We start from the raw sequence: 24,304 nt of genomic DNA, 5'->3' as shown, positions 1-24,304 counted from the left end.
TCAAGTTCAACTCAACTTGAAGTCAAGCATAGTGAGGGGCGGGTCATGGACGCGCACGATGTGCTGGCCGTGAGCGAGGTCGCCCACCGAAGCGGGTTCGCGGCCTCGGCGCTGCGCTACTACGAGAGCCAGGGCCTCATCGACGCCACCCGCAGCTCGGGTGGGCAGCGCCGCTATCAGCGCGGCGTGCTGCGTCGGCTGGCCTTCATCCGGGCGGCGAGCAATGTCGGCCTGTCCCTCGACGAGATCCGCGAGGAGCTCGACCGGTTGCCGAGCGGTCGCACGCCGACCAAGGCTGACTGGCAACGGATCACGCGGCACTGGCGCTCCCGGCTCGACGAGCAGATCGCGGCGCTGCAGCAGATGCGGGACGGCCTGGACTCCTGCATCGGCTGCGGCTGCCTGTCGTTGCAGCGGTGCGCGATCTCCAACCCGAGAGACGGGGCGGCCACCTCCCCAGGGGCACCCGGGGCGGCATACCTCGCCCCGGCGCTGCGCCGGATCTCTGTCACGCAGTAACCCCACGACCTCAGCAAGAAGGGTGGGCGGGGCGGGGAGGGGGCGGGGGGCAAGCGCCGCTAGGGAGTCCGCTGATGGTGCGCGGCTGCGGAGTTCGTGTCCTCGACCTGGGCCCGGACCCGGCTCAGGTGCACCACCGCCGTCGTCATCGCGCCGAGGCAGATGAGGGACGCGATGACGCTGAGCGGGTCGTTGTGAAGCCGCTCGTGGAAGATGACGAGCCCGAGGGCGACGCTCGCCAGCGGGTCGGTGGTCGCTGTCGCCGGCAGGCTCGCGGCGAGCGGACCCGCCTGGAAGGCCATCTGGGCGAGGAAGAGGCCGGTCGCGCCGGCGATGATGAGCACGTAGGGCTGCCAGGTCGTGAGCAGGCCTACCGGGCCGTGCAGCTGCAGGACGTGGGTGCAGGACTTGATGAGGGCCGCCGTGCAGGCGTAGATCGTGCCCGCGGCGATGCCCAGCAGGGCCGCCGCCCGTCGCGCTCCCAAGGGTTGGTGACTGGCGCGACGCGCGCCGATGACGCAGCCCACGACGATCAGCACCGCGACGGCCGAGGCGATGACGGTCGACCAGAAGTGCGTCCGGCCCTCGCGGATCTCGAAGGCGCCGGACACGAGGAGGAACCCTGCGACCGCCACGACGAGCACCGAACCGAGCGCGATCTCGCGCTTGCTCACCCGGGTGCCGGCGATCCAGTGCGACACGATGAGGCTGAAGAGGACCGAGCTGACGAGCAACGGCTGGACCACGGACAGCGGGCCGATGTGGAGGGCATACACCTGCAGGCCGAGCCCGAAGACGTCGGAGCCGATGCCCCCCAGATAGAGCGGGTGCCGGAGCGTGGCCCAGATGTAGTTGGCGATGTTCTTCGGGCTGAGGTGCTCCATGTGGGGCATCTGGCCCGCGCTGCGGTGCTTGAGCGCGGTGGCGAGGGAGAAGAACGCGGCAGAGCCGATGGACGCCATGAGGACCGCGGCGAAGTTCACGTCGTCACCTGTTCACGCGGGTCACCGGGTCACCGCGGCGACCGCCGTGAGGGGGTCGGCCCCGCGGCGGTCGTGAGCCGCCTTCGTCGCGAGCGCGTATGCCGCATCCGTCGCCGCCAGCAGCGGCGCCCACGCCACGGGGCAGGCTTGGGTGCGGTTGTGGGCGGCGATGGAGCGGCGCAGCTGAGGGTCTCTCGCAAGCCGGACGATCGCGTCGACCATGTCGGCGTCGGAGTCCACGAGCAGGCCCTCCTGCTCGTGCCGGACGAACTCCCCGACCCCGCCCTGCGCCTTGGCGATGACGGGCAGGCCGGAGCAGCGGGCCTCGAGGGCGGCGATCCCGAAGGACTCGAGATCGGCCGGGGCGAGGAAGGCGTGAGAGCGTCCGAGGAGGTCGTGGACCGCGCCCCGCTCGAGGCGGCCGAGCAGCGAGACGCTGTCCTGCATCCCGTGGCGCCGGATCCAGCCCTCCATCGCCTCTCGCCGTGGCCCGTCCCCCGCGACCACGAGCCGCAGGCGGGTCGGGTCGCCCTGCTCCTCGAGCGCCTGCTGCGCCTGTCGCACCATCTTCAGCAGCGCGATGGGCCGCTTGCGGCGCGCGAGCCGCATCACGGCGACGAGGGTGATCTCACCGGGCGTCTCGACCGGTGCGGGCCGCCGCCACTCCTCTTGCTCGATGCCGTTGGCGAGGATGTGGATCTGGGTGCCTGCGGGAAGGATGTTGGCCACGGGTTGCGCGGCGGCGCGGCTGACCGCGGTCCAGGTGATGGGCAGGTCGGACCAGCCCCCGAGGACGTCCATCGTGCGCATGATGGGCCGGACCCCGGCCCACATCGAGTGGACGGTGACGACGGTCGGTATGCCGCGTCGCGCCGCCGCCCGCGCGAGGAAGAAGGCCAGCGGTGACCCCACGCCGAGGTGGGCGTGGACGACGTCGGGCGCCAGCCGCTCGAGCTCCGCGACGCCGGCCCGGACGGCCAGCGGGTGGAGCGCATGGGGTCGTCGATAGGCGTCGGTCACCCGGTGGACGTAGGCCTCGTGCGCGCACCGACCGGGCGAGCTGGTGAGGATCGCGACCTCGTGCCCGAGGGCGCGTTGGCGTCCCGAGAGCTCGCTGACGTGCATCTCGATGCCGCCGAGCCGGGGGAGGTAGAAATCCGTGACGTGGGCGATCTTCACCGGGCGCCCCGTCCCCGGGAACGGGCGCTGGCGCGCTGGAGCCCCCGTTGACGACACATAGAGTGACAGCCTAGGTCAGACTGCGGCCCCTCGCGGCCCCCCGGGGGGTTCTCGGCGCGCCCAGCCGGCCGCGACCACCACTTTCCGTCCCCGCCGCAGAGGGGTCAGCCGCGGCACCGTGTGGTCAACCGCGGCCGGCCAGCAGCTCCGCGATGCCGTCGAGGGTGGCGGTCATGCCGGCACGCCACTCCTCGATCCGGCCGGCCACGATGCGCGCCTCCTTGGCGGGCATGGCGACGATGGCTGCGGTGAGCCCCGACGGCGCCGGGCCCATCCGCCCCCACTGCCGCACGAGCGCTCCGGTGCTGGTCGGCTCGACCTCGAAGCCCCAGGTGGCGCTCGGCGACCCCGAGCCGTTCTCGACCTCCCACACCCAGCGTCGGCCCTCCTCGACCTCGACGACCTGGCACTCGGTGGTCCACTCGCCGAGCATCGCGTTGCTGTTCGTCCCGCGGAACCGGCGGCCCACCGTGAGGCCGGTTCCCTCGCCCACCCAGGCAACTGACTGCAGCTCGGGCGAGAACCGCGCGGGGACGGTGATGTCGGAGACGACGGCCCAGGCGGCCGCCGGTGTCGCCTCGACGCGCCTCGTCACCTCGACGGTGGGACAGTCGCGGTAGCGCATCAGGGTCCGCCTTCGGTGTCGGGTGCAGGGTCGCCAGCGAGCTGGACGAGCTGGACGAGCAGCTCGAGGGCGGTGAGCTGGGCGGCATACGGGCCCTCGAGCTTGGCCAGCAGGGTCGTGATGCCCGCGGCCCGGTAGACCTCGACCCGGGCGGCGAGCTGCTCCGGCGTGCCGACGAGGTTGGTATGGGTGCCCAGCTCGAGCGGGACGGCCGCAGCGGCGGCCGTCCGGTCACCGGCGGCCCAGAGCCGGGCCACCTCGGCCACCTCGTCGGCGAACCCGAGTCGGGCGCACGCTTCGCTGTAAAAATTCGTGCCTCTCGTGCCGCCGGTGCCCATCGCGCCGATGGTGAAGGCGTAGCCGTCGGCGTGTCGTCGTCCGCGGGTTGCAGCGTCCGCCTCGTCCGTCGCCACCTCGAGCGCGACGGGGGCGACGAGGTCGAGGTCGGCGAGGGTGCGGCCCGATCGCGCGGCCCCCTCGCGGAGCGGACCGAAGAACGCCTCGGCCGACTCCGGCAGGAACGCGTTGCCGAGCCAGCCGTCGGCGAGCTCGCCGGTCAGCCGGAGGTTGGCCGGCCCCATCGCCGCGACGTATACCGGGACGTGGGCGGGGGCGGTGGCCGGGCGGATGGGGCGGCCCCTGCTGTCCGGGAGCGGGAGGGGGTAGACCTCGCCGTCGTGCACCAACCGCTCACCGCGGCTGACGATCCGCAGGATCTCGATCGTCTCGCGGGTGGTCTGCACCGGCCGGGCGAAGCGCACGCCGTGCCACCCTTCCATCACCGCCGGGCCGGACACGCCGATGCCGAGGGAGAACCGTCCGCCCGACAGCTGCTCGAGGCTGAGGGCGGAGGTGGCGAGCAGCGCCGGGCTGCGGGAGCCGAGCTGGACGACGAACGTCCCGAGCCCGATCGTCGTGGTGTGGGCGGCGAGGAAGGCCAGACCGGTCAGGGCGTCGTAGCCCCACACCTCCGGCACCCACAGCGAGCGGACGCCGATGCGCTCTGCCGCCCGGGCGAACTCCGCGGCGCCGTCGGCGTGCGGGTCGATCATGGCGGCCACGTGCATCGTTTGCTGCCACCTCCTTCGGACTCACCCCGGGGACTCGACTCGAACCCGACTGCAGGCTACCGGGGGTGGGGCGTCCGCAGCCGGGTGAGAGGGTGGTGTGGCCAAGAGCTGGCCGGGGCCGATCACGAGGATGTGGGTTGCAATGGCACGAGTGGTGGTCACCGGCGGCGCCGGCAAGCTGGGGCGGGCGGTCGTGACGGACCTCGTCGCGCACGAGTGGGACGTCGTGGTCTTCGACAGGGTCCGTCCGGCCGGGTTGGCGGACGAGGTCGAGCAGGCCGTGACTGTCGTGCCGTTGGACCTGACGGACTACGCCCAGGTGCTCGACGCGATGCTCGGGGTCGAGGAGCGCTACGACCACATCGACGCGGTGGTGCACCTCGCTGCGGTGCCCGCGCCAGGCATCATCGGTGACCACGCGACGTTCGCCAACAACATGAACACGACCTACAACGTGTTCACGGCAGCACGTCGGGCCGGTGTGAAGACCATCGTCTGGGCCTCGAGCGAGACCGTGCTCGGGCTCCCCTTCGACACGCCGCCGCCCTACATCCCGGTCGACGAGGCCTATCCGCCGCGGCCCGAGTCGACCTACTCGCTGACGAAGACCCTCGAGGAGACGATGGCCGCCCAGCTGTGCCGGTGGGACCCGGAGCTGACGATGATCGGGCTGCGGTTCTCCAACGTGATGGAACCCCATGACTACCAACAGTTCCCGTCCTACGACGCCGACCCGATGTTGCGCAAGTGGAACCTCTGGGGCTACATCGACGCGCGTGACGGCGCCCAGGCCGTTCGGCGCGCGTTGGGGTACGGCGAGCCCGGCATGGACGTCTTCATCATCGCGAACGCCGACACCGTCATGGGCCGGCCCAATGCCGAGCTCGTCGCTGCGGTGTTCCCGGGTGTCGAGGTCCGCGGCGACCTCGGCGAGCACGACACGATGCTCTCGATCGACAAGGCGCGGTCGGTGCTCGGGTTCGAGCCGGAGCACTCCTGGCGCGACGAGGTCGGCTAGGTCCGTCGGCTGCCGCTCGCACCCCCGCGACCGTGGCCTGCGCCTCCGCCCGCTGCCCCACAATGTCCCGGTATGCCGCCACCGCAAGCGTCATCTGTATGTTTGGCTGACCGGAGCGGCATACCGCACTGTTGCCGGTGGGGCCCTGAAGGGGCGCCGATCTGGACGTCGCCGGTCCGGGGACGGGTTTGCCCTGGGACCGGTAACGAGGCGGCAAAGTCTTGCCTTCGCTCAAGGAAAGGTCGCGGAAGTGAGCGAATACGACTCACGTCGACAGCCAGCGTGGACAGGGGTCTGGCGAACAGTTCCCCTCATTGTCTTCGTCATCTTCACGCTTGGCACCGCCGTCCTGGGCAGGCGCTGGATCCTCGTTGGCCTCATGCTTCTGGTCTCATTCACAGCCTTAGCCTCAGGGGTGAGATCGAGACCCATGAATATGACCTTCGACGTAGGGAACGTTGAGAGTCATCGGGTGGACTTTGAGTTCAACAAGTTTTGGGGGACTATGAGACTTGCTGTCGGTGACGCGCCCGTCATCCGGGAGATTTGGATGTTTTCTTTGAAGCGCGCCTGAGAACTGGTGCCGCTTCTTGGTGCTGCCGAAAAGCACGTAGTGAGGATCGAAAAGGACCGTGCTGTGATTCTTGCTGGGGCTCGACCGCAAGCTGTTCGCACCTACGTCGATAATGTCCTGGTCGCCCGGGGCACCGCTTAAAATCTTTGCGTCAACGACATGTTTGCGTGAGACCCTGTCATACGTCTCGAAAGGGTCCCGCCAGACTCCAGAACTCTGGACATGGTGAGAAAATTCACGCAATCGGAGCAGGCCGCGGACACCGTCATTCTGGCCGGGCCGGGTTGTATCGCTGCAGGTCAACGGCTTGCCGGCTCTCATGTCGAGGAGTCAAGGCAAGTCGCGGGCAAGGATTGGACCTCCAAAGCTCACAGCGTTCTTCTCACCTACCGCTGCACCTCCAGCATCGGGGAGGCGCGAAAACCGTTGCAAGACAACAACATGGCTGACCGACCTGCCGCCTATGTCCAGAGTTCTGGACTCGCACGTTCTTCGTCCAGAGGGCGGCCGAAAGCCCTGACCTACACTCAGGGAAGAAGTTGTGTCCAACTCTTCTGGCAGTCCCAGCAAGCTCACCTCGCCCGATACCCCGCGGTTGGTCATGGCGGGTCGGGGGGATGGGTTCGGTCCGTTCCTGCTCGCCGCTCTGGGTGCGCGGTATGCGTTGGTCGGTGAGGTGGATGCGGAGCTGTCGCAGGTGCAGCGGTTGATGTCGGCGGTCGTCACGTTCCGGCCGTCGCGTCGGGCGTGGGTGGGTGGAGCGGTTCTACAAGAGCGAGCTGTCGGCGTGGCTGCGGTCCCGGAATGCGGCGAAGGCATTGCGTGGCATCGGGGAGCGGTTTGAGGTGGTCTTCCAGATCCATGCTCTGTTCGAGGTGGCCGACCCGCGCACCGTCATCTACATCGACTGCACCCACCGGCAGTCCGCGCAGCAGTGGCCGGACTGGAACCCTTTGCGGGGGGCTGCGCTGCGCCGTTGGTACAAGCGGGAACGGCGTCAGTACCGCGCGGCTCGACACCTGTTCGCGTTCTCCGACGAGACGCGGGTCTGCCTGGTCGATGACTACAAGGTCGCCCCGGAGCGGGTCACGGTCGTGGGGGCGGGTCTGAACTTCGAGGAACTGCCCTCCGAGGTCGGGCCGCGACCGGCTGAGCTGCCTCCGACGGTGCTGTTCGTGGGGAACGACTTCGTCCGCAAGGGCGGGCCTCAGCTGCTGGAGGCGTTCGCCATCGTGCGGCAGCGCGTCCCGCAGGCAAGGCTGCGGATCGTCGGGACCCCTCACGCCATCGCCCCTCAACCGGGGGTCGAGGTGATCGGCCGGGTCCAGGGCCGGGAGGAGATGTCGGCGCTGTATGCCGCCGCCCACGTGATGTGTCTGCCGTCGACGTTCGAGCCCTACGGGTTCGTGATCCTGGAGGCGATGGCCCACAGCCTGCCGTGTGTCACGACGCGGTCCTGCGGGATCCCCGAGATCGTCCTGGACGGTGTCACCGGGACCATGGTCGGCTGGGACAAGAACCCGGCCCGGACCGGACCCGCATCCACGGCCACTGACGCGGCAGGTGACGAGCCCCCAGACGTCCCAGCCGTGGACGTGGACGAGCTGGCCGACGCCCTCAGCCACCTGCTGACCGAGCTCGCAACGGCCGCCCGCATGGGAGCCGCCGGGAGGCAACGCGTCACCGACCACATGCTGTGGTCCCATGTCGTCGACCGGATGGCACCCGTCCTCGACCAGCTTCACGCTCATCCCGATCCTCGGGGAGCCGGCCGAGGGCCATCGCCCCGGGCGTCGACGCGATCAGGTTCTGCCAGTTGACAGCCACGTCGGCCAGGGGCCCTGTCACATCACGAGCGGACCTGGTCGTCGACCACGGCCCGTCGGCTCCGTCAGGAAGGGCACTGAGGCTGCACCGGGGGTGGGCGACGGCGTCTCGGCCGCCGCGACTCAACGCCCAGAGGCGAACTGGCCGGGCCGTCGACCGGGGCCGGGCGGCCCGGCGAAGGCCTGGGCCACGTCCATCCAGGCCCGGGCTGTCCGGCCCGACACGATGAGCGCCGTGTCGGCGAGGTGACGCCGCTGCGTGACGACGAGACAGAAGTCGAGGGCGGTCCCCGACACCACGTCCGTCGCCTCGGCCGGGCCCCAGTCCCACGTCGATGCGCCGTCCGGAGCCGTGAGGCTCACCCGGACCGGCGTGGTGGGCACCTCGAGCCCTCGGGCGACGAAGCTGTTGGGGAGGGCCAGGACGCCGATGCGCGCGACGTGCCGCAGCCGGTCGGTCGGCTCACGCCGGGCGCCGACCGCGTCCACGACGTCCTGGCCGTGGGCCCACGTCTCCATCAGGCGGGCGGTCACCTTCGACGCCAGGCTCATCGGTGGGCCGAACCACGGCACGCGAACAGCCGGGTCGGCGGCCAGGAAGGCCGCCGTCAGCGCGGCGTGCTCATCCCGCCACCACGCGAGCATCGCGGCTGCGTCTCGGTGGCGGTTGTCGGGGCCCACCGCGTCGACGGCGGTCTGCAGGTCGGCCAGCCCGTCCCGGAAGACCGCGAACGCCGCAGGGTCCTCGACCGCCAGCCGGGTCACCGTGTCGAAGTACGCAAGGTGGGCGACCTGGTCGTGGATGGTCCATCCCGGCGCCGGCGTCGCCAGGTGCCACTGGTCGGGGGTGAGGCCGTCGAGCACGCCCAGCAGAGAGGCTCGCTCGGCGTCCAGGTCGGTCACGAGGGACGCGACCACGAGGCTCGTCACCGGCCCTCCCACCGCGGGGAACGCTTCTCCGAGAACGCTCGTGGGCCCTCCTGGGCGTCGCGGCTGAGGTAGACGGGTCGCCAGATCTCCTCGGCCACCTCGAAGGCGGCGGAGCGGCCGTGCTCGGCCACGGCATACACCATCGCCTTGCCGGCTCGGACGGAGAGCGGGGCGTTGGCGACGATCGTCGCGACGAGCGCCTCAGTGTGAGAGCGGAGTTCGTCCGGAGCCACGACGGCGTTGACCAGCCCGACCTCGAGCGCCCGCCGGGCCGAGATCGGCGTGCCGGTGAGCAGGAGCTCCATCGCCACCCGTGGGGGCACGAGCCAGGGGAGGGGAGCCGCCCACGGCGCGCCCCGGCCCACACGGGCCTCGGTGATGCCGAAGGTGGCCGTCTCGGAGGCGACGACGAGGTCAGCCGACTGCGCGAGGAGGAAGCCGCCGCCGAGGGCCACACCGTTGACCGCGGCGACGACCGGCTTGGTCAGGTGCAGCGTCCGTCCCGGCTGTGGGACGTAGTCCGGCGGCGGGACGGTGAGGCTGCCGTCCGCCATCTCCTTGAGGTCGCCGCCGGCGCAGAAGGCGCGGTCACCGGCGCCGGTCAGCACGATGACCGCCACCTCGTCGTCGGACTCGGCGCGCAGGAACGCCTCGCGCAGCCCCTCGCGCACCGCCCGACTGAGGGCGTTGCGGGCCTCCGGTCTGTCGATGGTGATCCACGCGGCGGCGTCCGTCACCTCGTAGCGGACGACGTCGCTCCCCGGGCTCACGTCGTCGCCTCCGTCGGGACGGCGCTGTCTGTGGCGACGGAATGGCTGACGACGGAATCCTCCTGGAGGACGACGAGCACCTCGCCGTTGTCGACCGCCTGACCGATCACGACGGACATGCTGGCGACGACGCCGTCCGTCGACGCGGCCACCGGGTGCTCCATCTTCATCGCCTCGAGCACGAGCAGCGTCTGGTGGGCCCGGACCGCGTCTCCGGGTGCGACCTCGATGCGGACGACGGTCCCCGGCATCGGGGCGACGAGGGAGCCGGGCACCAGCGCGTCTCTCGCGTCAGGGAACCGCGGGACCATCTCGAGGACCAGCGAGTCACTCGCCCATGACACGTATGCCGTGTGCCCGGCTCGCGCGACGCGGTAGCGGCGTCGTACCCCGTCCACGAGGAGGTCGACCTCGTCCGTGGTGGTGGTGAGCACCTCGACGTCGATCGGCCGGCCATCGACCTCGTAGCGGGACTCGGCCGCAGCGACGAGGTAGCCGACCTCGACCTCGGCGGGCCCGTGGTCCGGGGTGACATGGCCGACGCTGTGGAACCGCCGGGTCTGCAGCTGCGACCGGTTGTTGCGGAATCCTGAGGGGATGGTGCCGAGCACCTTTACTGCCGCACGGTTCTGGGCCTGATCGGTCAGGGCGACCGCGAGGAGCGCGGCGTCGAGGTGACCCCCCGCCGCCTCGACGCCGACGAGTTCGGCCACGGGGAAGCGGTCGAGGAAGTGGGTGTCGATCGCCCCGCCGACGAAGTCGGGGTGCTCGAGGATGCCCACGAGCAGGGCGCGGTTGGTCGTCACACCCTCGACCCGGGTCGCGCGCAGCGTCCTGGCCAGCCGGGCGATCGCCTCGCGCCGGGTCGGCGCGTGCGCGATCACCTTGGCGAGCATCGGGTCGTAGTTGGTCGACACCACGTCGCCCGGCTCGACGCCGCTGTCGAGCCGGATGCCCGGCCCGAGCGGCACGTCGAAGGCGGTGAGGCGACCTGCGGCCGGGAGGAAGTCGTGGGTTGGGTCCTCGGCATACAGCCTGGCCTCGACCGCGTGACCGCGCGGTGGCGGCGAGAGCGCCTCTGCGGGAAGTGATTCGCCGTCGGCGACCATGATCTGGAGGCGCACGAGGTCGAGGCCGGTGACGAGCTCAGTGACCGGGTGCTCCACCTGCAGCCGGGTGTTGACCTCGAGGAAGTAGAAGTCGCCGGTCGGCGTGAGGAGGAACTCCACCGTCCCCGCCCCGAGATAGCCGAGCGCCTTCCCGGCGTCGACGGCGGCCCGGCCCATCGTCGTCCGGAGCTCGTCGTCGAGGGCCGGCGATGGCGACTCCTCGATGATCTTCTGGTGGCGCCGCTGGATCGAGCACTCGCGCTCGTTGAGGTGGACGATCGTCCCGTGCCGGTCGCCGAAGATCTGGATCTCGACGTGTCGCGGCTCGTCGACGTAGTGCTCGAGGAAGACGGTGTCGTTGCCGAAGGCCGAGCCGGCCTCGCGGCGGGCCGAGGCCACCGCGCCCCGCAGGGCGTCGTGGTCGCGGACCACGCGCATCCCGCGGCCACCCCCGCCGAAGGAGGCCTTGACGAGGATGGGCCAGCCGACGCGGTCGGCCAGGGCGGCATACGCCAGCTCGTCGATGCCGGTGAGGTCGGCTCCCGGGAGGACGGGGACGCCCGCCCTCTCCATCATTTCGCGGGCGGTGAGCTTCGAGCCCATCAGCTCGATGGCCTCGATCCCCGGGCCGATGAAGGTGACGCCCGCCTCGGCTACGGCACGCGCGAAGTCGGCGCTCTCGGAGAGGAACCCGTAGCCCGGGTGGACGGCGTCGGCGCCGACGCGCAGGGCCGCAGCGACGACGGCATCGGCCCGGAGGTAGGACTGGGCAGGGGTCGAGCCGCCCAACGGCACGGCCTCGTCGGCCTCGAGGACGAAGGGGGCCTGCGCGTCGGGCTCGGAGTAGACCGCGACCGTCGCGATCCCCATCTCCCGGCAGGTGCGGAAGACGCGGCGGGCGATCTCACCGCGGTTGGCGACGAGGACCTTGCGGATCACGGTGCGCCCCTCACATCCGGAAGACGCCGTATGCCCGCGCCCCCCGGATCTCGTTGGAGTGGCAGGCAGACAGGGCGATGCCGAGCACCGACCGGGTGTCGCGCGGGTCGATGACGCCGTCGTCGTAGCCCTGGCCGCTCATGAAGAGGGCCAGCGACTCGGCCTCGACCTTGGCCTCCAGCTCGGCCCGGCGCACCGCGTCGGCCTCCTCGTCGAAGGGGCGGCCCGCGGAGGCGGCGGCCTGGCGGGCGACGATGGACATCACCCCGGCGAGCTGCTCGGGGCCCATGATCGCCGTCTTGGACGCGGGCCAGGTGAACAACAGCCGGGGGTCGTAGGAGCGCCCGGACATGCCGTAGTTGCCCGCGCCGTAGGACGCTCCGAGGTTGATCGTGATGTGGGGCACCGTGCTGTTGGTGACGGCGTTGATCAGCTTGGCGCCGTCCTTGATGATCCCCGTCTGCTCGTAGCGCGTGCCGACCATGAAGCCGGTCGTGTTCTGCAGGAACACGATCGGGGTATCGGACTGGTTGCAGAGCAGGATGAACTCGGTGCCCTTCTTGGCCTCTTCGTTGAACAGCACCCCTCGGGCGTTGGCGACGACCCCCACCGGGAAGCCGTGGACCGAGGCCCAGCCCGTGACGAGCGCCGTGCCGTAGAGCGGCTTGTATTCCTCGAACCGCGACCCGTCGATGACGCGGGCGAGCACCTCGCGTGGGTCGAACGGCACCTTGAGGTCGACCGACGCGATGTCGAGCAGCTCCTCCGCGGGGTGGAGCGGCTCGTCGGCCGGTGCGGTCGGGCCGGGGCCGAGCTTGCGCCACCCGAGGTGCGCGATGATCTCCCGGCCGAGGGCCAGGCACTCGATCTCGTCGGCCGCGAGGTAGTCGGCGAGTCCCGATGTGCGAGCGTGCATCTCGGCGCCGCCGAGGCTCTCGTCGTCGGCGTCCTCGCCGGTCGCCATCTTCACCAGCGGGGGCCCGCCGAGGAACACCTTGGCCTGCCCCTTGACCATGACGGTGTAGTCGCACATGCCGGGGACGTAGGCGCCGCCGGCGGTCGAGTTGCCGAAGACGAGCGCGATGGTCGGTATGCCGGCCGCCGACATCGCCGACAGGTCGTGGAAGAGCCGTCCCGCCGGCACGAACAGCTCGACCTGGCGGGTGAGGTCGCCGCCGCCGGACTCGACGAGGTTGATCAGCGGGAGCCGGTTCTCGCGGGCGACGTCCATCGCCCGCAGGACCTTCTTCCACGTATAGGGGTTCGAAGCGCCACCCCTGACAGTCGGGTCGTGGGCGATGATCATGCACTCGACCCCGCTGACGACCCCGATCCCCGTGACGACGCTCGCGCCGACGGGATACTCCGTCCCCCAGGCCGCCACGACGGCGAGTTCCAGGAAGGGGGCGTCACGGTCGAGGAGCAGCTCGATCCGCTCGCGGGGGAGCAACCGGCCGCGGTCGCGGTGCCGCTGGACGTAGCGGGGACCGCCGCCGGCGGTGGCCAGGGCCTGCTGCACGGCGAGCTCGGTGAGGCGAGCGGTGTTGCCGGCCCGATTGGCCGTGGCCGTGTCGGAGGTGAGGTCCACGACGCTCGTCAGGGTCTTCACGGGAGCGAGTTCCCTTCAGTAGCAATCAGATGGAGACGTAGACGGGTTCAGTAGGAACGGGGGAGGCCGAGGGTGTGGCCGGCGACGTAGTTGAGGACCATCTCGCGGCTGACCGGGGCGATCTTCAGCAGCCGGGCCATCCCCCAGAGGTGGGCCAGGCCGTACTCGGAGGCGAACCCGTTGCCGCCGTGGGTTTGGATGGCGGCGTCGAGGGCCTTGAGCGCGGCCTCGGCGGCGGCATACTTGGCCATGTTGGAGGCCTCGCCGGCGGGGCGGCCGCGGTCGTGGAGCCAGGCCGCCTTGCTCGTCATCAGCCGGGCCAGCTCGACGTCGACGGCGGCTGCGGCGAGGGGGTGCGAGAGCCCCTGGTGCGAGCCGATCGGGACGTCCCAGACGACCCGGTCGCGGGCGTAGGCGGACGCCTTCTCGAGGGCGTAGCGACCGATCCCGTTCTCGATCGCAGCGCCGGTGATCCGCTCGGGGTTGAGGCCGCGGAAGACGATGTCCATGCCGGCGTCCACCTCGCCGACGCGGCGGTCGTCGCCGACCCGGACGTCGTCGAAGGTGAGGAAGAACTGCTTCTCGGGCGCCTTGGCCTCGACCGAGATGCGCGACCGCCCGAGACCCGGCGCGTCGGTGTCGACGACGAAGAGGGTCATCCGGCCCTTGGTCCGGTCACCCCCGGTGCGGGCGACGACGAGGACGTGGGAGGCCTCGTCGACGCCGCTGATGTAGTACTTGGTGCCGGACAGCACCCAGTCGTCGCCGTCACGGCGGGCGGTGGTGGTGATCCGGTGGGTGTTGCTGCCGGCGTCGGGCTCGGTGATGGCGAAGACCATCTTGTCGGTGCCGTCGGCCATCGCCGGCAACCACGCGGCCTGCTGGTCGCGGGTGCCGAACTCCTTGAGCACCTCGCCGCAGATGGCCGAGGACACCAGGAGCAGGAGCAGCGGGCAGCCGGCCGCGGCGGTCTCCTCGACGACGATCGCGAGCTCCTCCACGCCGGCCCCACCTCCGCCGTACTCCTCGGGGAGGTTGACGCCGATGAACCCGGCCTCACCGAGGGCCAGCCACAGCTCGTGGGTGCGGCCGTCCTCCTCGATCTTCTGCCGGAAATAGGGGTCACCGAAGCTCCGGCTGATCTTGGCCACGCTCTCGCGCAGGGCCGTGTGCTCCTCGGTCTCGTCGAAGTCCATCTCACTCCTCCAGTGATGGGTCGTTGGTGATCGGGGGTGTCGGGATGAGCAGCTCGAGCATCCCGAGGGACAGGGTCTTGCCCTGGGCGTCCGTGCGCAGCGAGACGAGTCCGCCACCGCCGAGGGCGTCGTGCAGCACGAAGTTGAACGCGCTGAGGTTGGGCAGGTCGTAGCGGGTCACGCCGCCGTCGCAGACCGCCGCGAAGTGCGCCGCCACGACCTCCTCGGTGAGCACCCGACCCAGGTGCGCGTAGGTCCCCGCGTCATGGGTCCAGACGCCGATGTTGGCCTCATTGCCCTTGTCCCCGGACCGCGCGAACGCGACGTCGCCGAGCCGCACCGTCGCGCCCGTCACGCCGGCACCCCCGCTGCGGTGGCCACGGGGTCACCGACGGAGACCGTCGCCGACACGACGCCGCGATCGAGCAGCGCGGGCCAGAAGCCGATGACCTCGCTGGCCCGGGGCCGCCCCCCGGAGAACCCGGTCAGCCCCGGTGGGCCGGACGTGACGAGCGAGGCGATCTCCGCGCCGAGCCGGTCGAGCGCGGCCCGGTCGGGACCCCGGACGCAGATCCGCAGCAGCACCTCCGACGGTATGCCGGGTGGGCTCGGCAGCATGCCGGGATAGAGCACGTTGGTGCCGAGCACCTCGACGAGACAGTCCTGCTCGGGAAAGGTGACGCCCGCCTCAGCCAGCCGGGCGAAGAGGATGCGCACCGTGGCGTGGGCCTTGTCGACGGCGTCCGGGCCCCCGACGGTGAGGACCCCCGTGATCTTCCACCCCTGCTGGAGGCTGACCGACACCTTGAGGGAGTCGGTGGGCGCGGTGCCCCGGACGCCCGTGACCCGGACCCGGTCGGGGCCTGCCTGGGTGAGGACGACCGAGGTGAAGTCGGCGACCACGTCGGGGGTGAGATAGCGCTGCGGGTCGCCGATCTCGTAGAGCAGCTGCGCGGTCACGCTGTCCACGTCGACGAGGCCTCCGGTGCCGACCGGCTTCGTGACGACGAAGGTGCCGTCCTCGGTCACCTCGACGATCGGGTAGCCGATGGTCTCGAGGCTGGGCACCTCGCGCCACCGGTCGAGGTTGCCGCCGGTGCACTGCGGCCCGCACTCGATGATATGACCGGCGACGGTGGCGGCCGACAGCTTGTCGAGATCAGCTGGGCCCCAGCCGAACTCGTGGATGAGGGGGGCGACGGTGAGGGAGGCGTCGGCCACCCGGCCGGTGATGACGACCCCCGCTCCCCGCCTCAGGGCCTCGGCGATCGGGAAGGCGCCGAGGTAGGCGTTGGCGCTCCGCACCCGGTCCAGGTGAGCGGCCAGCGGCTCACCCGTGGTGAGGTGGCGCAGCTCGTGTCCTGCAGAGACGAGCTCGTCGAGCTGCGGCAGGACGTCGTCGCCGGCCACCGTCGCGACGACGGCGTCGAGCCCCAGCCGGTCGACGACCGCCCGGACCGCGTGGCCGCACGCCTCCGGGTTGACCCCGCCGGCGTTGGCGATGACCGTGATGCCCTGGGCAACGCACTCGGGGAGGATCGCCTCGAGCTGGCTGACGAAGTCCGTCGCGTAGCCCTTGTCGGGGTCCCGGGCCCGCATCTTCTGCAGGATGCTCATCGTGATCTCGGCGAGGAAGTCCATCGTGAGGTAGTCGATGCTGCCGTCGTGCACGAGCTGCGCGGGACCGCGGGCGGAGTCGCCCCAGAAGCCGGCTCCGTTGCCGATACGGACGATTCGGCCGTGCGCAGCCGTGATTCCAGCGCTCGATGTGGCCACCTCCTGGATCACGAGGGCGCCGTCGCTGCCGCAGCCAGCGCGGCATACTGCTGGCGCAGCTTGTACTTCAGCACCTTGCCGCCCACCGTCTCCGGCAGGGCGTCGACGAGGATCACCTGCTTCGGTGTCTCGTAGCCGGCGAGGCGCTCGCGGGCGAAGGCGATGAGCTCGTCGGGGGTGACGCTGCCCGCCTCCTTCGCGATGACGATGGCCGTCACGCGCTCGCCCCACCGCTCATCGGCGAGGCCGATGACCGCGGCCTTCGCGACGCCGGGGTGGAGGGTGAGAACCGACTCGACGCGGATGGTCGAGACGTTCTCGCCGCCCGACTTCACGATGTCCTTGAAGCGGTCGACCATGACCCGCTGGCCGGACGCGTCGTCGGCGCAGCTGTCGCCGGAGTGGAACCAGCCGCCCTCGAAGGCGGCCCGGGTGGCCTCCTCGTCGAGGTAGTAGCCGGCCGTGAGAGTCGGTGTGCGGTAGACGGCCTCGCCGGGGACCCCGAGCTGGCCGTCCAGGGGCTCGCCGAACGCGTCGACGATCCGCGCGGCCAGCAGCGGGCTGGGGAGCCCGATGACGTTGAGCTGGGGAGCGGTCGCGCGAAAGAGCTGCTCGTGCTGGTCGGGCCAGAACCGGTGGCAGGCAATGGCTTCGGTCTGCCCGAAGATCTCGACCATGTGGAGGTCGGGCGCGTGCCGACGCAGCCCGTCGTAGACCGCCGGCGACACCTCGGCCCAGCCGTAGATCAGGACCGACAGGGTCGACAGGTCGCGCGGGGTGGCCTCCACCTCGGCGAGCAGCCCGGCCACCATGATCGGCGACCCGGCCCAGAGTGCGGTGGCCCGTTCGCGCGCGACGGCGTCGGCGATGGCCGCCCCGCTCGGCTTGCGACCGAGGATCAGCGTGCCCCCGGTGGCGTGCACCGACAGGCCGAAGATGGCGTGCCCGATGTGGTAGATCGTCGGCAGGAAGCTGACCAGCCGCAGCTCGGTCTCGGGGTGGGTGCCGCGGGTGAGGGTCAGCGCGAAGCCGTGAGCCGACATCGTGCTGCTCGTGTGCGAGAGCATCACGCCCTTGGGCATCGCCGTCGTCCCGGAGGTGAAGAGGATCTCCCAGATGTCGTCGCCGTGGATCGTGGCCTCGGGCTCGACGGAGGAGGGGGACTCGGCGAACTCCGTGAAGCCGACCGTCCCCTCGATGACGTCGCCACCGATCTCGATGGTCACGGTCGGCGCGAGACCCACGAGGGCGAAGGCCGGGGCCACCCGCGGCCACAGCTCCGCGTCGACCACGGCGAACGAGGGGGCGAGCCGGCGAAGCAGGTGCTCGACGACGTCGACCGCAAGAGCCGGGTTGAGGGGCGCGACGACGACACCGACCTTCGAGGCGCCGAGCGCGAACGCGTAGGCCTCGACGGAGTTCTCGACGACCATCACCGCCCGGTCGCCGCGTCGCAGCCCGCGCTCGAGCAGGCCGTTGGCCACGCGGTTGGCCAAGGCGTCGAGCGCGGCATACGTGAGGCGGGCGTAGAGGGGGTCGCCGTAGGCACCTTCCCAGCCGACGAGGGCCTCCTTGTCGGGCGTGCTCCAGGTCACGCGCTCGACGAGGTCGGCGACGCAGATCCGGTCCCACCGGTTGTCCGCTCGGCGGTCGTAGAGGGAGGTCACGTCGATGGTCATCTGGACTCCTGACGACGCCGGTGTCGGATCGGGACTCTGCACGGACCTCCGCCGTCCGCTGCTGCTCCTCCAGCATAGTGAATCGGGATTAACTAGATCAAGGGCGTGTGCTGCCCCGGCGCCGCGGGACGCCGAGGACGGCGAGGGCCGCGGACGTCAGCCGGGTCCGCAGTCGTTCGTCGTCGAGGTCGACGCGATGGAAGAGCGGCGACTGGATGGCCCCGATCGCGGCGTGGACGAGGGTGCGGGCCTCGGCCTCGTCGAGGTCCGGACGGGACCGGCCGACGAGCGCGATCCACTCCTCGAGGTAGTGGCGCTGCTTGCGACGCAGCCGGGACTGGTCGTCCCGCGGGAGGTTCTGGACCTCGTTGTAGTAGACCCGGGCCAGCTCGCGCTGGTCGACCACGAAGGACACCTGGCCGTCAACGAGGTGCGTGAGCGTCGTTGCGGGAGTGTGGTTCTCGGCGATGACGGCCTCTTGGCCGATAATCAGGTCGTCGATGATCTGCTCGAAGAGGTGGACGAGGATCGTCGCCTTGCTCGAGAAGTGGCGATAGATCCCCGACCCGGTGATGCCGGACTCCCGCCCGATGTCGGCCATCGAGACGAAGCTGAAACCCCGGGTGCCGATGAGGTCGGTCGCCGCAGCGAGGATCTTGCCCTTGCGCTCCGGGTCTCGCGTCCTCGCTGCCGGCCCGACCATGGGGGAACTGTAGTGCGTCGGTGTGGCAGCGCGCCCCCGCGGGACGTCGCGGCATACGCGATGAGGTCGTGCCCTCAGGCGGCCGGGAACGCCTTGGCCAGCGCGGCCGTGACGAGCTCGATCTCGTCGAACCGGAGCGGGCCGGGCCCCGCGACCCGGGCACTGAGCCGGTCCGGGCCGATGACGTGGATCCCCCTCACGGTGAAGGCGCCGCTGGGTGCCGGCTGGTCGTCGGCCATCCAGGCGAGCACCCCGTGGACGTCGATGCCACGCGGTTCGGGGAGGCTACGGGCGAGGGCCCTGGTGACGGCGCGGACCCCGTCGAGCAACGACTCCACCCGCTTGGTGCAGTCGCGGTCGCCGACGACGAGCCGCTCCCGCAGTCCGCCCGTCCCGCCCTCGAGCCGGAGCGAGGGACGGCTGCGGGCGTCGAGCGCATCCACGACGACCACCCCGGCCGGACAGACCACGAGGTGGTTGATCGAGAGGAAGGTCCACGGCCGCCGGCGGTCGTGGAGGGTGCGCAGTGCACGCGAGGTGAGGACGTCGAGACGCCGCGTGAGGGCCGCGTCGGGTGACAGGATCGGGTGACGGATCTCGCCGGTCACGTCGCTGCGATGGGTGACCTCGGTGCCGGTCTCGAGGTCGATGCCCTCGGCGCGGAGGTCACCGAGGATCTCTTCGAGAGTAATGTCTGAAATGTCGTGTTCCGGCATGAGCCCACCGTAACCCTGATCACCGCCGGAAGCGCGGCCAAACCGTGGTGGATTCGGGCGCCCGACGATCGGTTGCCGTCACCGCATGCGTGACACGATGGCCAGCGTGGCAAATCCGGAGCGCCTCAAGAAGTCGGTCTACGAGAGCGAGCTGCTGCGACTGCAGGGCGAGCTCGTCAAGATGCAGGAGTGGGTCCGCCGCGAGGGTGAGCGGGTCGTGGTGATCTTCGAGGGTCGCGACGCCGCCGGCAAGGGGTCGACGATCAAGCGTGTCACGGAGTACCTCAACCCCCGACAGGCCCGGATCGTGGCGCTTCCCACGCCGACCGAGCGCCAGCGCACCCAGTGGTACTTCCAGCGTTACGTCGAGCTGCTGCCCGCCGCGGGAGAGATCGTGCTGTTCGACCGCAGCTGGTACAACCGGGCCGGCGTCGAGCACGTCCTCGGCTACTGCACGCCCGAGGAGCACCAGCGGTTCCTGCGCCAGTGCCCCATCTTCGAGCGGATGCTCGTCCAGGACGGCATCCGCCTCCACAAGTACTGGTTCTCGGTCAGCGACGTCGAGCAGCAACAGCGCTTCGAGTCCCGGCTGACCGACCCGATGAGGCGGTGGAAGCTCTCGAGCACCGACATCGAGTCGATCGCGCGCTGGGAGGACTACTCGCGCGCCAAGGACGAGATGATGGTGCACACCGACGTCGACGAGTCGCGTTGGAACATCGTCGAGAGCGACGACAAGCGCCGCTCCAGGGTCAACATGATCGCCCACCTGCTGACCCAGATCCCGTATGCGGAGGTGAAGGCGCCGTCGCTGCGACTGCCCAAGCGCCCCCCGTCGAACGGCTACGTGCGGACCGCCCGGTCGCTGCAGCATGCCGTCCCCGACCACGCCGGGACCCTCGGGGCCTGAGTGGCCGTCTCGCCGGTGGCCGTCTCGCCAATGACCGTCTCTGGTGGCGCGGCCCGGCCGCCAACGCTTCCGCCGAACGGGCTGTTCCGTTTCCCCGTCTGGCCGCTCGGTGCCCGGCTCGGACTGTTCAGTCTTCGGCAGCCAACGCCCCGGGGGCCGTCCGATGGACGTCGACCGCGCCCCCCGCGTCGATCAGCACCTCCCCGCGCCGTCCCATCGTGGCCACGACCGCGGCCATGGCGAGGAGCAGGACGAGGCCGACCCAGCCGGAGCCGAGACCGACCCCGCGCTCGGCGACCGGCTTGCCCAGCCAGTCGGCGACCGAGGCGCCGAGCGGCCGGGTGAGGACGTAGGCGAACCAGAACGAGAGCACCGGGCCCCAGTGCAGCAGCCGGTAGCCGGCCACGGGGACGAGGATGGCGGCCGTGAACAGCACGATCGACCCGGCATACCCATGCGTCAAACCGCGCAGGGTCACGGCAGCAAGGTCGCCGAGGGCCGTCCCCATCGCGAAGGTGAGGACGACGGCGGACCAGTAGAACAGCTCCCGCCGGGTGGTCGTGACGTCGTGCACCGAGACGCTGCCCTCGGTCCGCTGCCACGCCGCGAAGAGCCCGGCCAGCAACGCCGCACAGAGCAGGAACGAGGCGGCATACGGGAGTCCGAGGACGACGTGAGCGACGTCGGCGGCCATCGTCCCGAAGACGCCGACCATCGCGACCGTGGTCCAGTAGAGCCACGGGACGTAGCGGCCGGTGCGCAGCTGGACGGCCAGCGCGGCGGCGAACGCGAGGAAGCCGACGAGGACCGCGACGACCGGGGGGAGCGCGCGGATCGACCAGTCGGAGACCGACTCGCCCATCGCTGTGGAGAGCGCCTTCGCGACCCAGAAGGCGACGGTCGGGGCCGCAACCCGCGAGAGCGCCTCCGCGGGCATGGCCGAAAGGCGTGGGGGCGTGGAGCGCTTCGTCACCTGACGATCATGGGGCCTGCCCGCTGAGATCGACCTGAGAACGTTGAGATCGACCGGAGGACGCACAGAACCCGTCCTCAGGAGCAGTTCAGTCCGCCCGCTCTAGCCTGAGCACGTGACGAGTCGAGACCGCAGCCCTGACACCATGGGCCCGGTGCACGGGTCGGGAGCTGGGTCATGAAGGTCCTCGTCGTCGAGGACGAGGAGGCGCTCGCCGACGTCGTCCGTCGAGGGCTCGTCCAGGAGGGCTTCACGGTCGACGTCTACGGCAACGGCGTCGACGGGTTGTGGGCGGCGAGCGAACTGCCCTACGACGTCATCGTGCTCGACATCATGCTGCCCGGCCTCAACGGCTACCAGGTTGTCGAGCAGCTCCGGGCCCGCAACGTGTGGACCCCGGTCCTCATGCTGACCGCCAAGGACGGTGAGTACGACCAGACCGACGCCTTCGACCTCGGCGCGGACGACTACCTCACGAAGCCGTTCAGCTTCCTCATCCTGGTCGCCCGGCTCCGGGCCCTCATCCGCCGGGGCGCCCCGGAGCGCCCCGCGACGATGTCGGTCGGGGACCTGACCCTCGACACGGCGCGGCGTCGGGTCGCGCGGGCCGGCACGGAGATCACGCTGACACCGAAGGAGTTCACCCTCCTCAACTACCTGATGCACCGCCGCGACCAGGTCGTCACGAAGACCGAGATCCTCGAGCACGTCTGGGACACGGCCTTCGAGGGCGACGTGAACATCGTCGAGGTCTATGTGGGCTACCTCCGTAAGAAGATCGACACGCCCTTCGACCGCCGCACCATCGAGACGGTCCGCGGCGTGGGCTACCGCTTGCTGGCGACCTGACCCAGGGGGCGTGTGTCGTGGCCGGTGAGGACGTCGCCGGTGACGAGATCGCCGGTGACGAGATCGCCGGTGGGGAGAGCGATCTCGACCAACGCCCCACCGAGGGCAGAGGTGCCGACCCGGACGGTGCCACCGTGCGCCTGGACGATCTGTCGGACGATGGCGAGGCCGAGACCCGATCCGCCCGAGCGGCGGGAGCGGCTCTCGTCGAGGCGCACGAACCGCTCGAAGACCCGCTCGCGATCCTCCTCCGGGATGCCGGGCCCGTCGTCCTCGACGGTGACCGCGGCATACCCGGCCCTCCCGTCGGTATGCCGCCTGACACCGACCCGCACGACGGATCGGGCCGCGCGGGCCGCGTTCTCGACGAGGTTGCGGACGACCTGCTCCAGCCGCAGCTCGTCGCCGACGACCCGCACGGCGACGGCATCCAGCTCGACCGTCACCCCGCTCACCTGACGCAGCCGGCGGCACTCCCGGTCGGCGACGTCGTCGAGGTCCACGTCCTCGTGACGCAGGACGAGCCCCCCGTCGTCCACCTTGGACAGGAGCAGGAGGTCGTCGACGAGCCGGGTCATCCGGTGCGTCTCGGACTGCAGGACGCCGGCCAGCTCGGCCCAGGTGCGACCGGTCGGATCAGCCTCCGCGATGTCCAGCGAAGCGGTCAACGTCGAGAGGGGAGAACGAAGTTCGTGGCTCGCATCCGCGACGAACCGACGCTGCCGCGAGTCCGAGGCCTCGAGCCGCCGGAGCATCTCGTTCATCGTCGCCGCGAGGTGCGCGATCTCGTCCCGCGTCGGGGGGACCGGGACGCGCTGGGTGAGGTGGGCGGCCCCGATGCCTTCCACCTGGCTGGTGATGAGGTCGACGGAGCGCAGGGCCCGACCCACCCGCCACCACGTGACCCACGCCGCGAGCAGCGCCAGCAGGGGCGTCCCCCCGAGGAGCAGGAGTCCTGTGGTGAGCACCGCTTCCTCCTGCGGCTCCTGCGACGCCATCGCCACCACCACCACCGGGGCGCCACCGAGGACGACGCCCCGGGCGACGACGAGTCGGTCGGCGAGGTGCCCGGGCACCGGCAGGAGACGCTGCCCGCTCACCGCCGTCTGACCCGGCGCCGGCCGCAGCGAGGTGGGTGGGGTCCGGCGACCGGGTTCGGAGGTGTAGAGGACGGTGCCGTCCGTGGCCAGGACCTGCACCAGCACGCTGTCGGCACCCCGGTCGGCCTCCCCCGCGGCCATCGGTTGCATGCCTTCGGCGACGAGGGTCTGCGCGTCCTCGTCGACCAGGGCGGTGAGGCTCGTCTGGAGGGTCGAGGTCAAGGAGCTCTGCAGCAGCAGGAGCAGGGCGAGGCTGCCAACGACCATGGCCACCGCGACCACGGCGCCCGCCGCGACGGTGGCCTGCTGCCGCAGACCTCCTCGCCAGAGGCGGGCAAGGGCTGCGGTCATGCGACCCATTGTGCCGAGGACGCCGGCTCAGGCGCGCAGGGCGGTGTCGATCAGGCGGGCCAGGGCGCCGGGATGGGTGTAGAGGTTGTTGTGCGAACCCGCCAGCACCGCGCTCGTCACGGCCGGGGAGCGAGAGGCGGCGCGGGCCAGCGTCTCGAGCCATGACCTCGGCGCGTAGGTGTCGTGCTCGCCGGCCGTCAGCACGAGGGGGAGCCGCAGCGCGGCCAGTCGCCGTTCCGGCCGGTCGCGCATGCCCGAGGCGATGATGCGGACGACCCGGAGATGGCCGCGGACGAGGTCCGGTACGACGGTGACCGTCTCGCTGAGCGTCTCGTCCCGGTATGCCGTGAGGGTCGCCAGCGCGAGCCCGACCGGCCCGCGGTGAGCGGGGTGGAACGTCGGACCGGCCATCACCAGCGCCGCGTCGGGACGGGAGTGCTGGACGTCGAGCGCGGCGGTGAGCGCGGCCTGCGACCCGGTGGAGTGGCCCATGACCACCACCCGGGTGGCGACCGGGAGGCGCGCGATCCAGGCGGCGGCGGCGCGGCCCATCGCCGTCACGTCCGGAGCGCACGAGAGGCTCGAGGTGGACCCGAACCCGGGGAGGTCGAGGACGGAGCAGGCCATCCCGCGCACCGCCAGGGCCGTGGCCGTGGGAATCACGTAGGAGGGCAGCCCGAGACCCGGGATGATGACGACCCGCGTCGCCGCCGCGGGCGAACCGAACTCCATCGTGCGGATCGCCTCGTCGTGGGCGTCGTTGAGCGGCAACGGTGTCGATCTCCTTGTGCTCCGATGGGGTTCGAGCCTCACGCGGACCGCGTCTCGTCCACTTGACTC

General features: G+C 70.8%; 23 protein-coding genes. 6 read left to right on the top strand and 17 right to left on the bottom strand.

What is annotated here, in order from left to right; translation table 11 throughout:
- Positions 1–45: 45 nt before the first annotated feature.
- Complete coding sequence (soxR, locus tag Q0R63_RS09975) at positions 46–519, top strand: redox-sensitive transcriptional activator SoxR (protein WP_295696872.1); 474 nt, start codon at positions 46–48, stop codon at positions 517–519.
- 59 nt (positions 520–578) lie between these two features.
- On the opposite strand, the gene Q0R63_RS09970 is transcribed toward soxR, so the two are convergent.
- The 4 genes from Q0R63_RS09970 to Q0R63_RS09955 all read right to left on the bottom strand — a co-directional run bounded on the left by Q0R63_RS09970 (position 579) and on the right by Q0R63_RS09955 (position 4,433).
- Positions 579–1,502 carry a DMT family transporter gene (locus Q0R63_RS09970; protein ID WP_295696871.1) on the bottom strand — a complete coding sequence of 308 codons (924 nt, stop codon included), beginning with the start codon at positions 1,500–1,502 and terminating at the stop codon, positions 579–581.
- A gap of 21 nt (positions 1,503–1,523) precedes the next feature.
- Positions 1,524–2,681 carry a glycosyltransferase family 4 protein gene (locus Q0R63_RS09965; protein WP_295696870.1) on the bottom strand — a complete coding sequence of 386 codons (1,158 nt, stop codon included), beginning with the start codon at positions 2,679–2,681 and terminating at the stop codon, positions 1,524–1,526.
- A 184-nt stretch (positions 2,682–2,865) separates the two neighbouring features.
- Positions 2,866–3,366, bottom strand: coding sequence for an SRPBCC family protein (locus Q0R63_RS09960; RefSeq protein ID WP_295696869.1), 501 nt, complete (start codon positions 3,364–3,366; stop codon positions 2,866–2,868).
- Positions 3,366–4,433 (bottom strand): LLM class flavin-dependent oxidoreductase, encoded by a 1,068-nt coding sequence (locus tag Q0R63_RS09955; RefSeq protein ID WP_295696868.1) that lies wholly within the window; start codon positions 4,431–4,433, stop codon positions 3,366–3,368. The genes Q0R63_RS09960 and Q0R63_RS09955 overlap by 1 nt, the downstream gene beginning before the upstream one ends.
- A 145-nt stretch (positions 4,434–4,578) precedes the next feature.
- Here Q0R63_RS09955 and Q0R63_RS09950 point away from each other — a divergent pair, with 145 nt between their 5' ends.
- The 3 genes from Q0R63_RS09950 (at position 4,579) to Q0R63_RS09940 (ending at position 7,848) form a co-directional block, all read left to right on the top strand.
- Entirely contained in the window at positions 4,579–5,454 is an 876-nt protein-coding gene (locus tag Q0R63_RS09950) for an NAD(P)-dependent oxidoreductase (RefSeq protein WP_295696866.1), read from the top strand.
- A gap of 250 nt (positions 5,455–5,704) precedes the next feature.
- A complete protein-coding gene (locus Q0R63_RS09945; protein ID WP_295696864.1) occupies positions 5,705–6,028 on the top strand; it encodes a hypothetical protein in 324 nt (107 codons plus the stop codon).
- 755 nt (positions 6,029–6,783) lie between these two features.
- Positions 6,784–7,848, top strand: coding sequence for a glycosyltransferase family 4 protein (locus Q0R63_RS09940; protein ID WP_295696863.1), 1,065 nt, complete (start codon positions 6,784–6,786; stop codon positions 7,846–7,848).
- 129 nt (positions 7,849–7,977) lie between these two features.
- Here Q0R63_RS09940 and Q0R63_RS09935 read toward each other — a convergent pair whose 3' ends face one another.
- The 10 genes from Q0R63_RS09935 to Q0R63_RS09890 form a co-directional block, all read right to left on the bottom strand.
- Entirely contained in the window at positions 7,978–8,784 is an 807-nt protein-coding gene (locus tag Q0R63_RS09935) for a TIGR03084 family metal-binding protein (protein WP_295696862.1), read from the bottom strand.
- Positions 8,781–9,554, bottom strand: a complete 774-nt coding sequence (locus tag Q0R63_RS09930; RefSeq protein ID WP_295696861.1) for an enoyl-CoA hydratase-related protein — start codon at positions 9,552–9,554, stop codon at positions 8,781–8,783. Before Q0R63_RS09930 ends, Q0R63_RS09935 begins: the two co-directional genes overlap by 4 nt.
- Complete coding sequence (locus Q0R63_RS09925; RefSeq protein ID WP_295696859.1) at positions 9,551–11,602, bottom strand: biotin carboxylase N-terminal domain-containing protein; 2,052 nt, start codon at positions 11,600–11,602, stop codon at positions 9,551–9,553. Before Q0R63_RS09925 ends, Q0R63_RS09930 begins: the two co-directional genes overlap by 4 nt.
- A 10-nt stretch (positions 11,603–11,612) precedes the next feature.
- Positions 11,613–13,211: a carboxyl transferase domain-containing protein gene (locus Q0R63_RS09920; protein WP_295696858.1), complete on the bottom strand. Its 1,599-nt coding sequence runs from the start codon at positions 13,209–13,211 to the stop codon at positions 11,613–11,615.
- 47 nt (positions 13,212–13,258) lie between these two features.
- The gene (locus Q0R63_RS09915) at positions 13,259–14,407 is read right to left on the bottom strand and encodes an acyl-CoA dehydrogenase family protein (RefSeq protein ID WP_295696856.1); all 1,149 of its coding nucleotides are present in this window, start codon (positions 14,405–14,407) and stop codon (positions 13,259–13,261) included.
- A gap of 1 nt (position 14,408) precedes the next feature.
- Positions 14,409–14,762, bottom strand: a complete 354-nt coding sequence (locus tag Q0R63_RS09910; RefSeq protein WP_295696855.1) for a hypothetical protein — start codon at positions 14,760–14,762, stop codon at positions 14,409–14,411.
- Positions 14,759–16,183: an acyclic terpene utilization AtuA family protein gene (locus Q0R63_RS09905; RefSeq protein WP_295696854.1), complete on the bottom strand. Its 1,425-nt coding sequence runs from the start codon at positions 16,181–16,183 to the stop codon at positions 14,759–14,761. Before Q0R63_RS09905 ends, Q0R63_RS09910 begins: the two co-directional genes overlap by 4 nt.
- An 8-nt stretch (positions 16,184–16,191) precedes the next feature.
- Complete coding sequence (locus Q0R63_RS09900; protein ID WP_295696853.1) at positions 16,192–17,862, bottom strand: AMP-binding protein; 1,671 nt, start codon at positions 17,860–17,862, stop codon at positions 16,192–16,194.
- 97 nt (positions 17,863–17,959) lie between these two features.
- Positions 17,960–18,565, bottom strand: coding sequence for a TetR/AcrR family transcriptional regulator (locus Q0R63_RS09895; RefSeq protein ID WP_295696852.1), 606 nt, complete (start codon positions 18,563–18,565; stop codon positions 17,960–17,962).
- A 74-nt stretch (positions 18,566–18,639) separates the two neighbouring features.
- Entirely contained in the window at positions 18,640–19,281 is a 642-nt protein-coding gene (locus Q0R63_RS09890; protein WP_295696851.1) for a hypothetical protein, read from the bottom strand.
- A gap of 85 nt (positions 19,282–19,366) precedes the next feature.
- On the opposite strand from Q0R63_RS09890, the gene ppk2 reads away from it, so the two are divergent.
- Positions 19,367–20,191, top strand: a complete 825-nt coding sequence (gene ppk2 / locus Q0R63_RS09885) for a polyphosphate kinase 2 (protein WP_295696850.1) — start codon at positions 19,367–19,369, stop codon at positions 20,189–20,191.
- 127 nt (positions 20,192–20,318) lie between these two features.
- On the opposite strand, the gene Q0R63_RS09880 is transcribed toward ppk2, so the two are convergent.
- Positions 20,319–21,164 carry a hypothetical protein gene (locus Q0R63_RS09880; protein ID WP_295696849.1) on the bottom strand — a complete coding sequence of 282 codons (846 nt, stop codon included), beginning with the start codon at positions 21,162–21,164 and terminating at the stop codon, positions 20,319–20,321.
- 177 nt (positions 21,165–21,341) lie between these two features.
- Here Q0R63_RS09880 and Q0R63_RS09875 point away from each other — a divergent pair, with 177 nt between their 5' ends.
- Positions 21,342–22,013 carry a response regulator transcription factor gene (locus Q0R63_RS09875; RefSeq protein WP_295696847.1) on the top strand — a complete coding sequence of 224 codons (672 nt, stop codon included), beginning with the start codon at positions 21,342–21,344 and terminating at the stop codon, positions 22,011–22,013.
- On the opposite strand, the gene Q0R63_RS09870 is transcribed toward Q0R63_RS09875, so the two are convergent.
- A complete protein-coding gene (locus tag Q0R63_RS09870) occupies positions 21,992–23,464 on the bottom strand; it encodes a HAMP domain-containing sensor histidine kinase (RefSeq protein ID WP_295696845.1) in 1,473 nt (490 codons plus the stop codon). The two genes, Q0R63_RS09875 and Q0R63_RS09870, sit on opposite strands and share 22 nt — an antisense overlap.
- Positions 23,465–23,491: 27 nt before the next feature.
- On the bottom strand, positions 23,492–24,235 hold the full coding sequence (locus Q0R63_RS09865) for an alpha/beta hydrolase (protein ID WP_295696844.1): 744 nt from the start codon (positions 24,233–24,235) through the stop codon (positions 23,492–23,494).
- Between the last annotated feature and the right edge of the window lie 69 nt (positions 24,236–24,304).

The organism is Lapillicoccus sp. (assembly GCF_025353065.1).
GTDB lineage: Bacteria > Actinomycetota > Actinomycetes > Actinomycetales > Dermatophilaceae > Lapillicoccus.
Note: the sequence above shows the minus strand (reverse complement) of the source record. Positions and strands in the feature narration are given on the sequence as shown.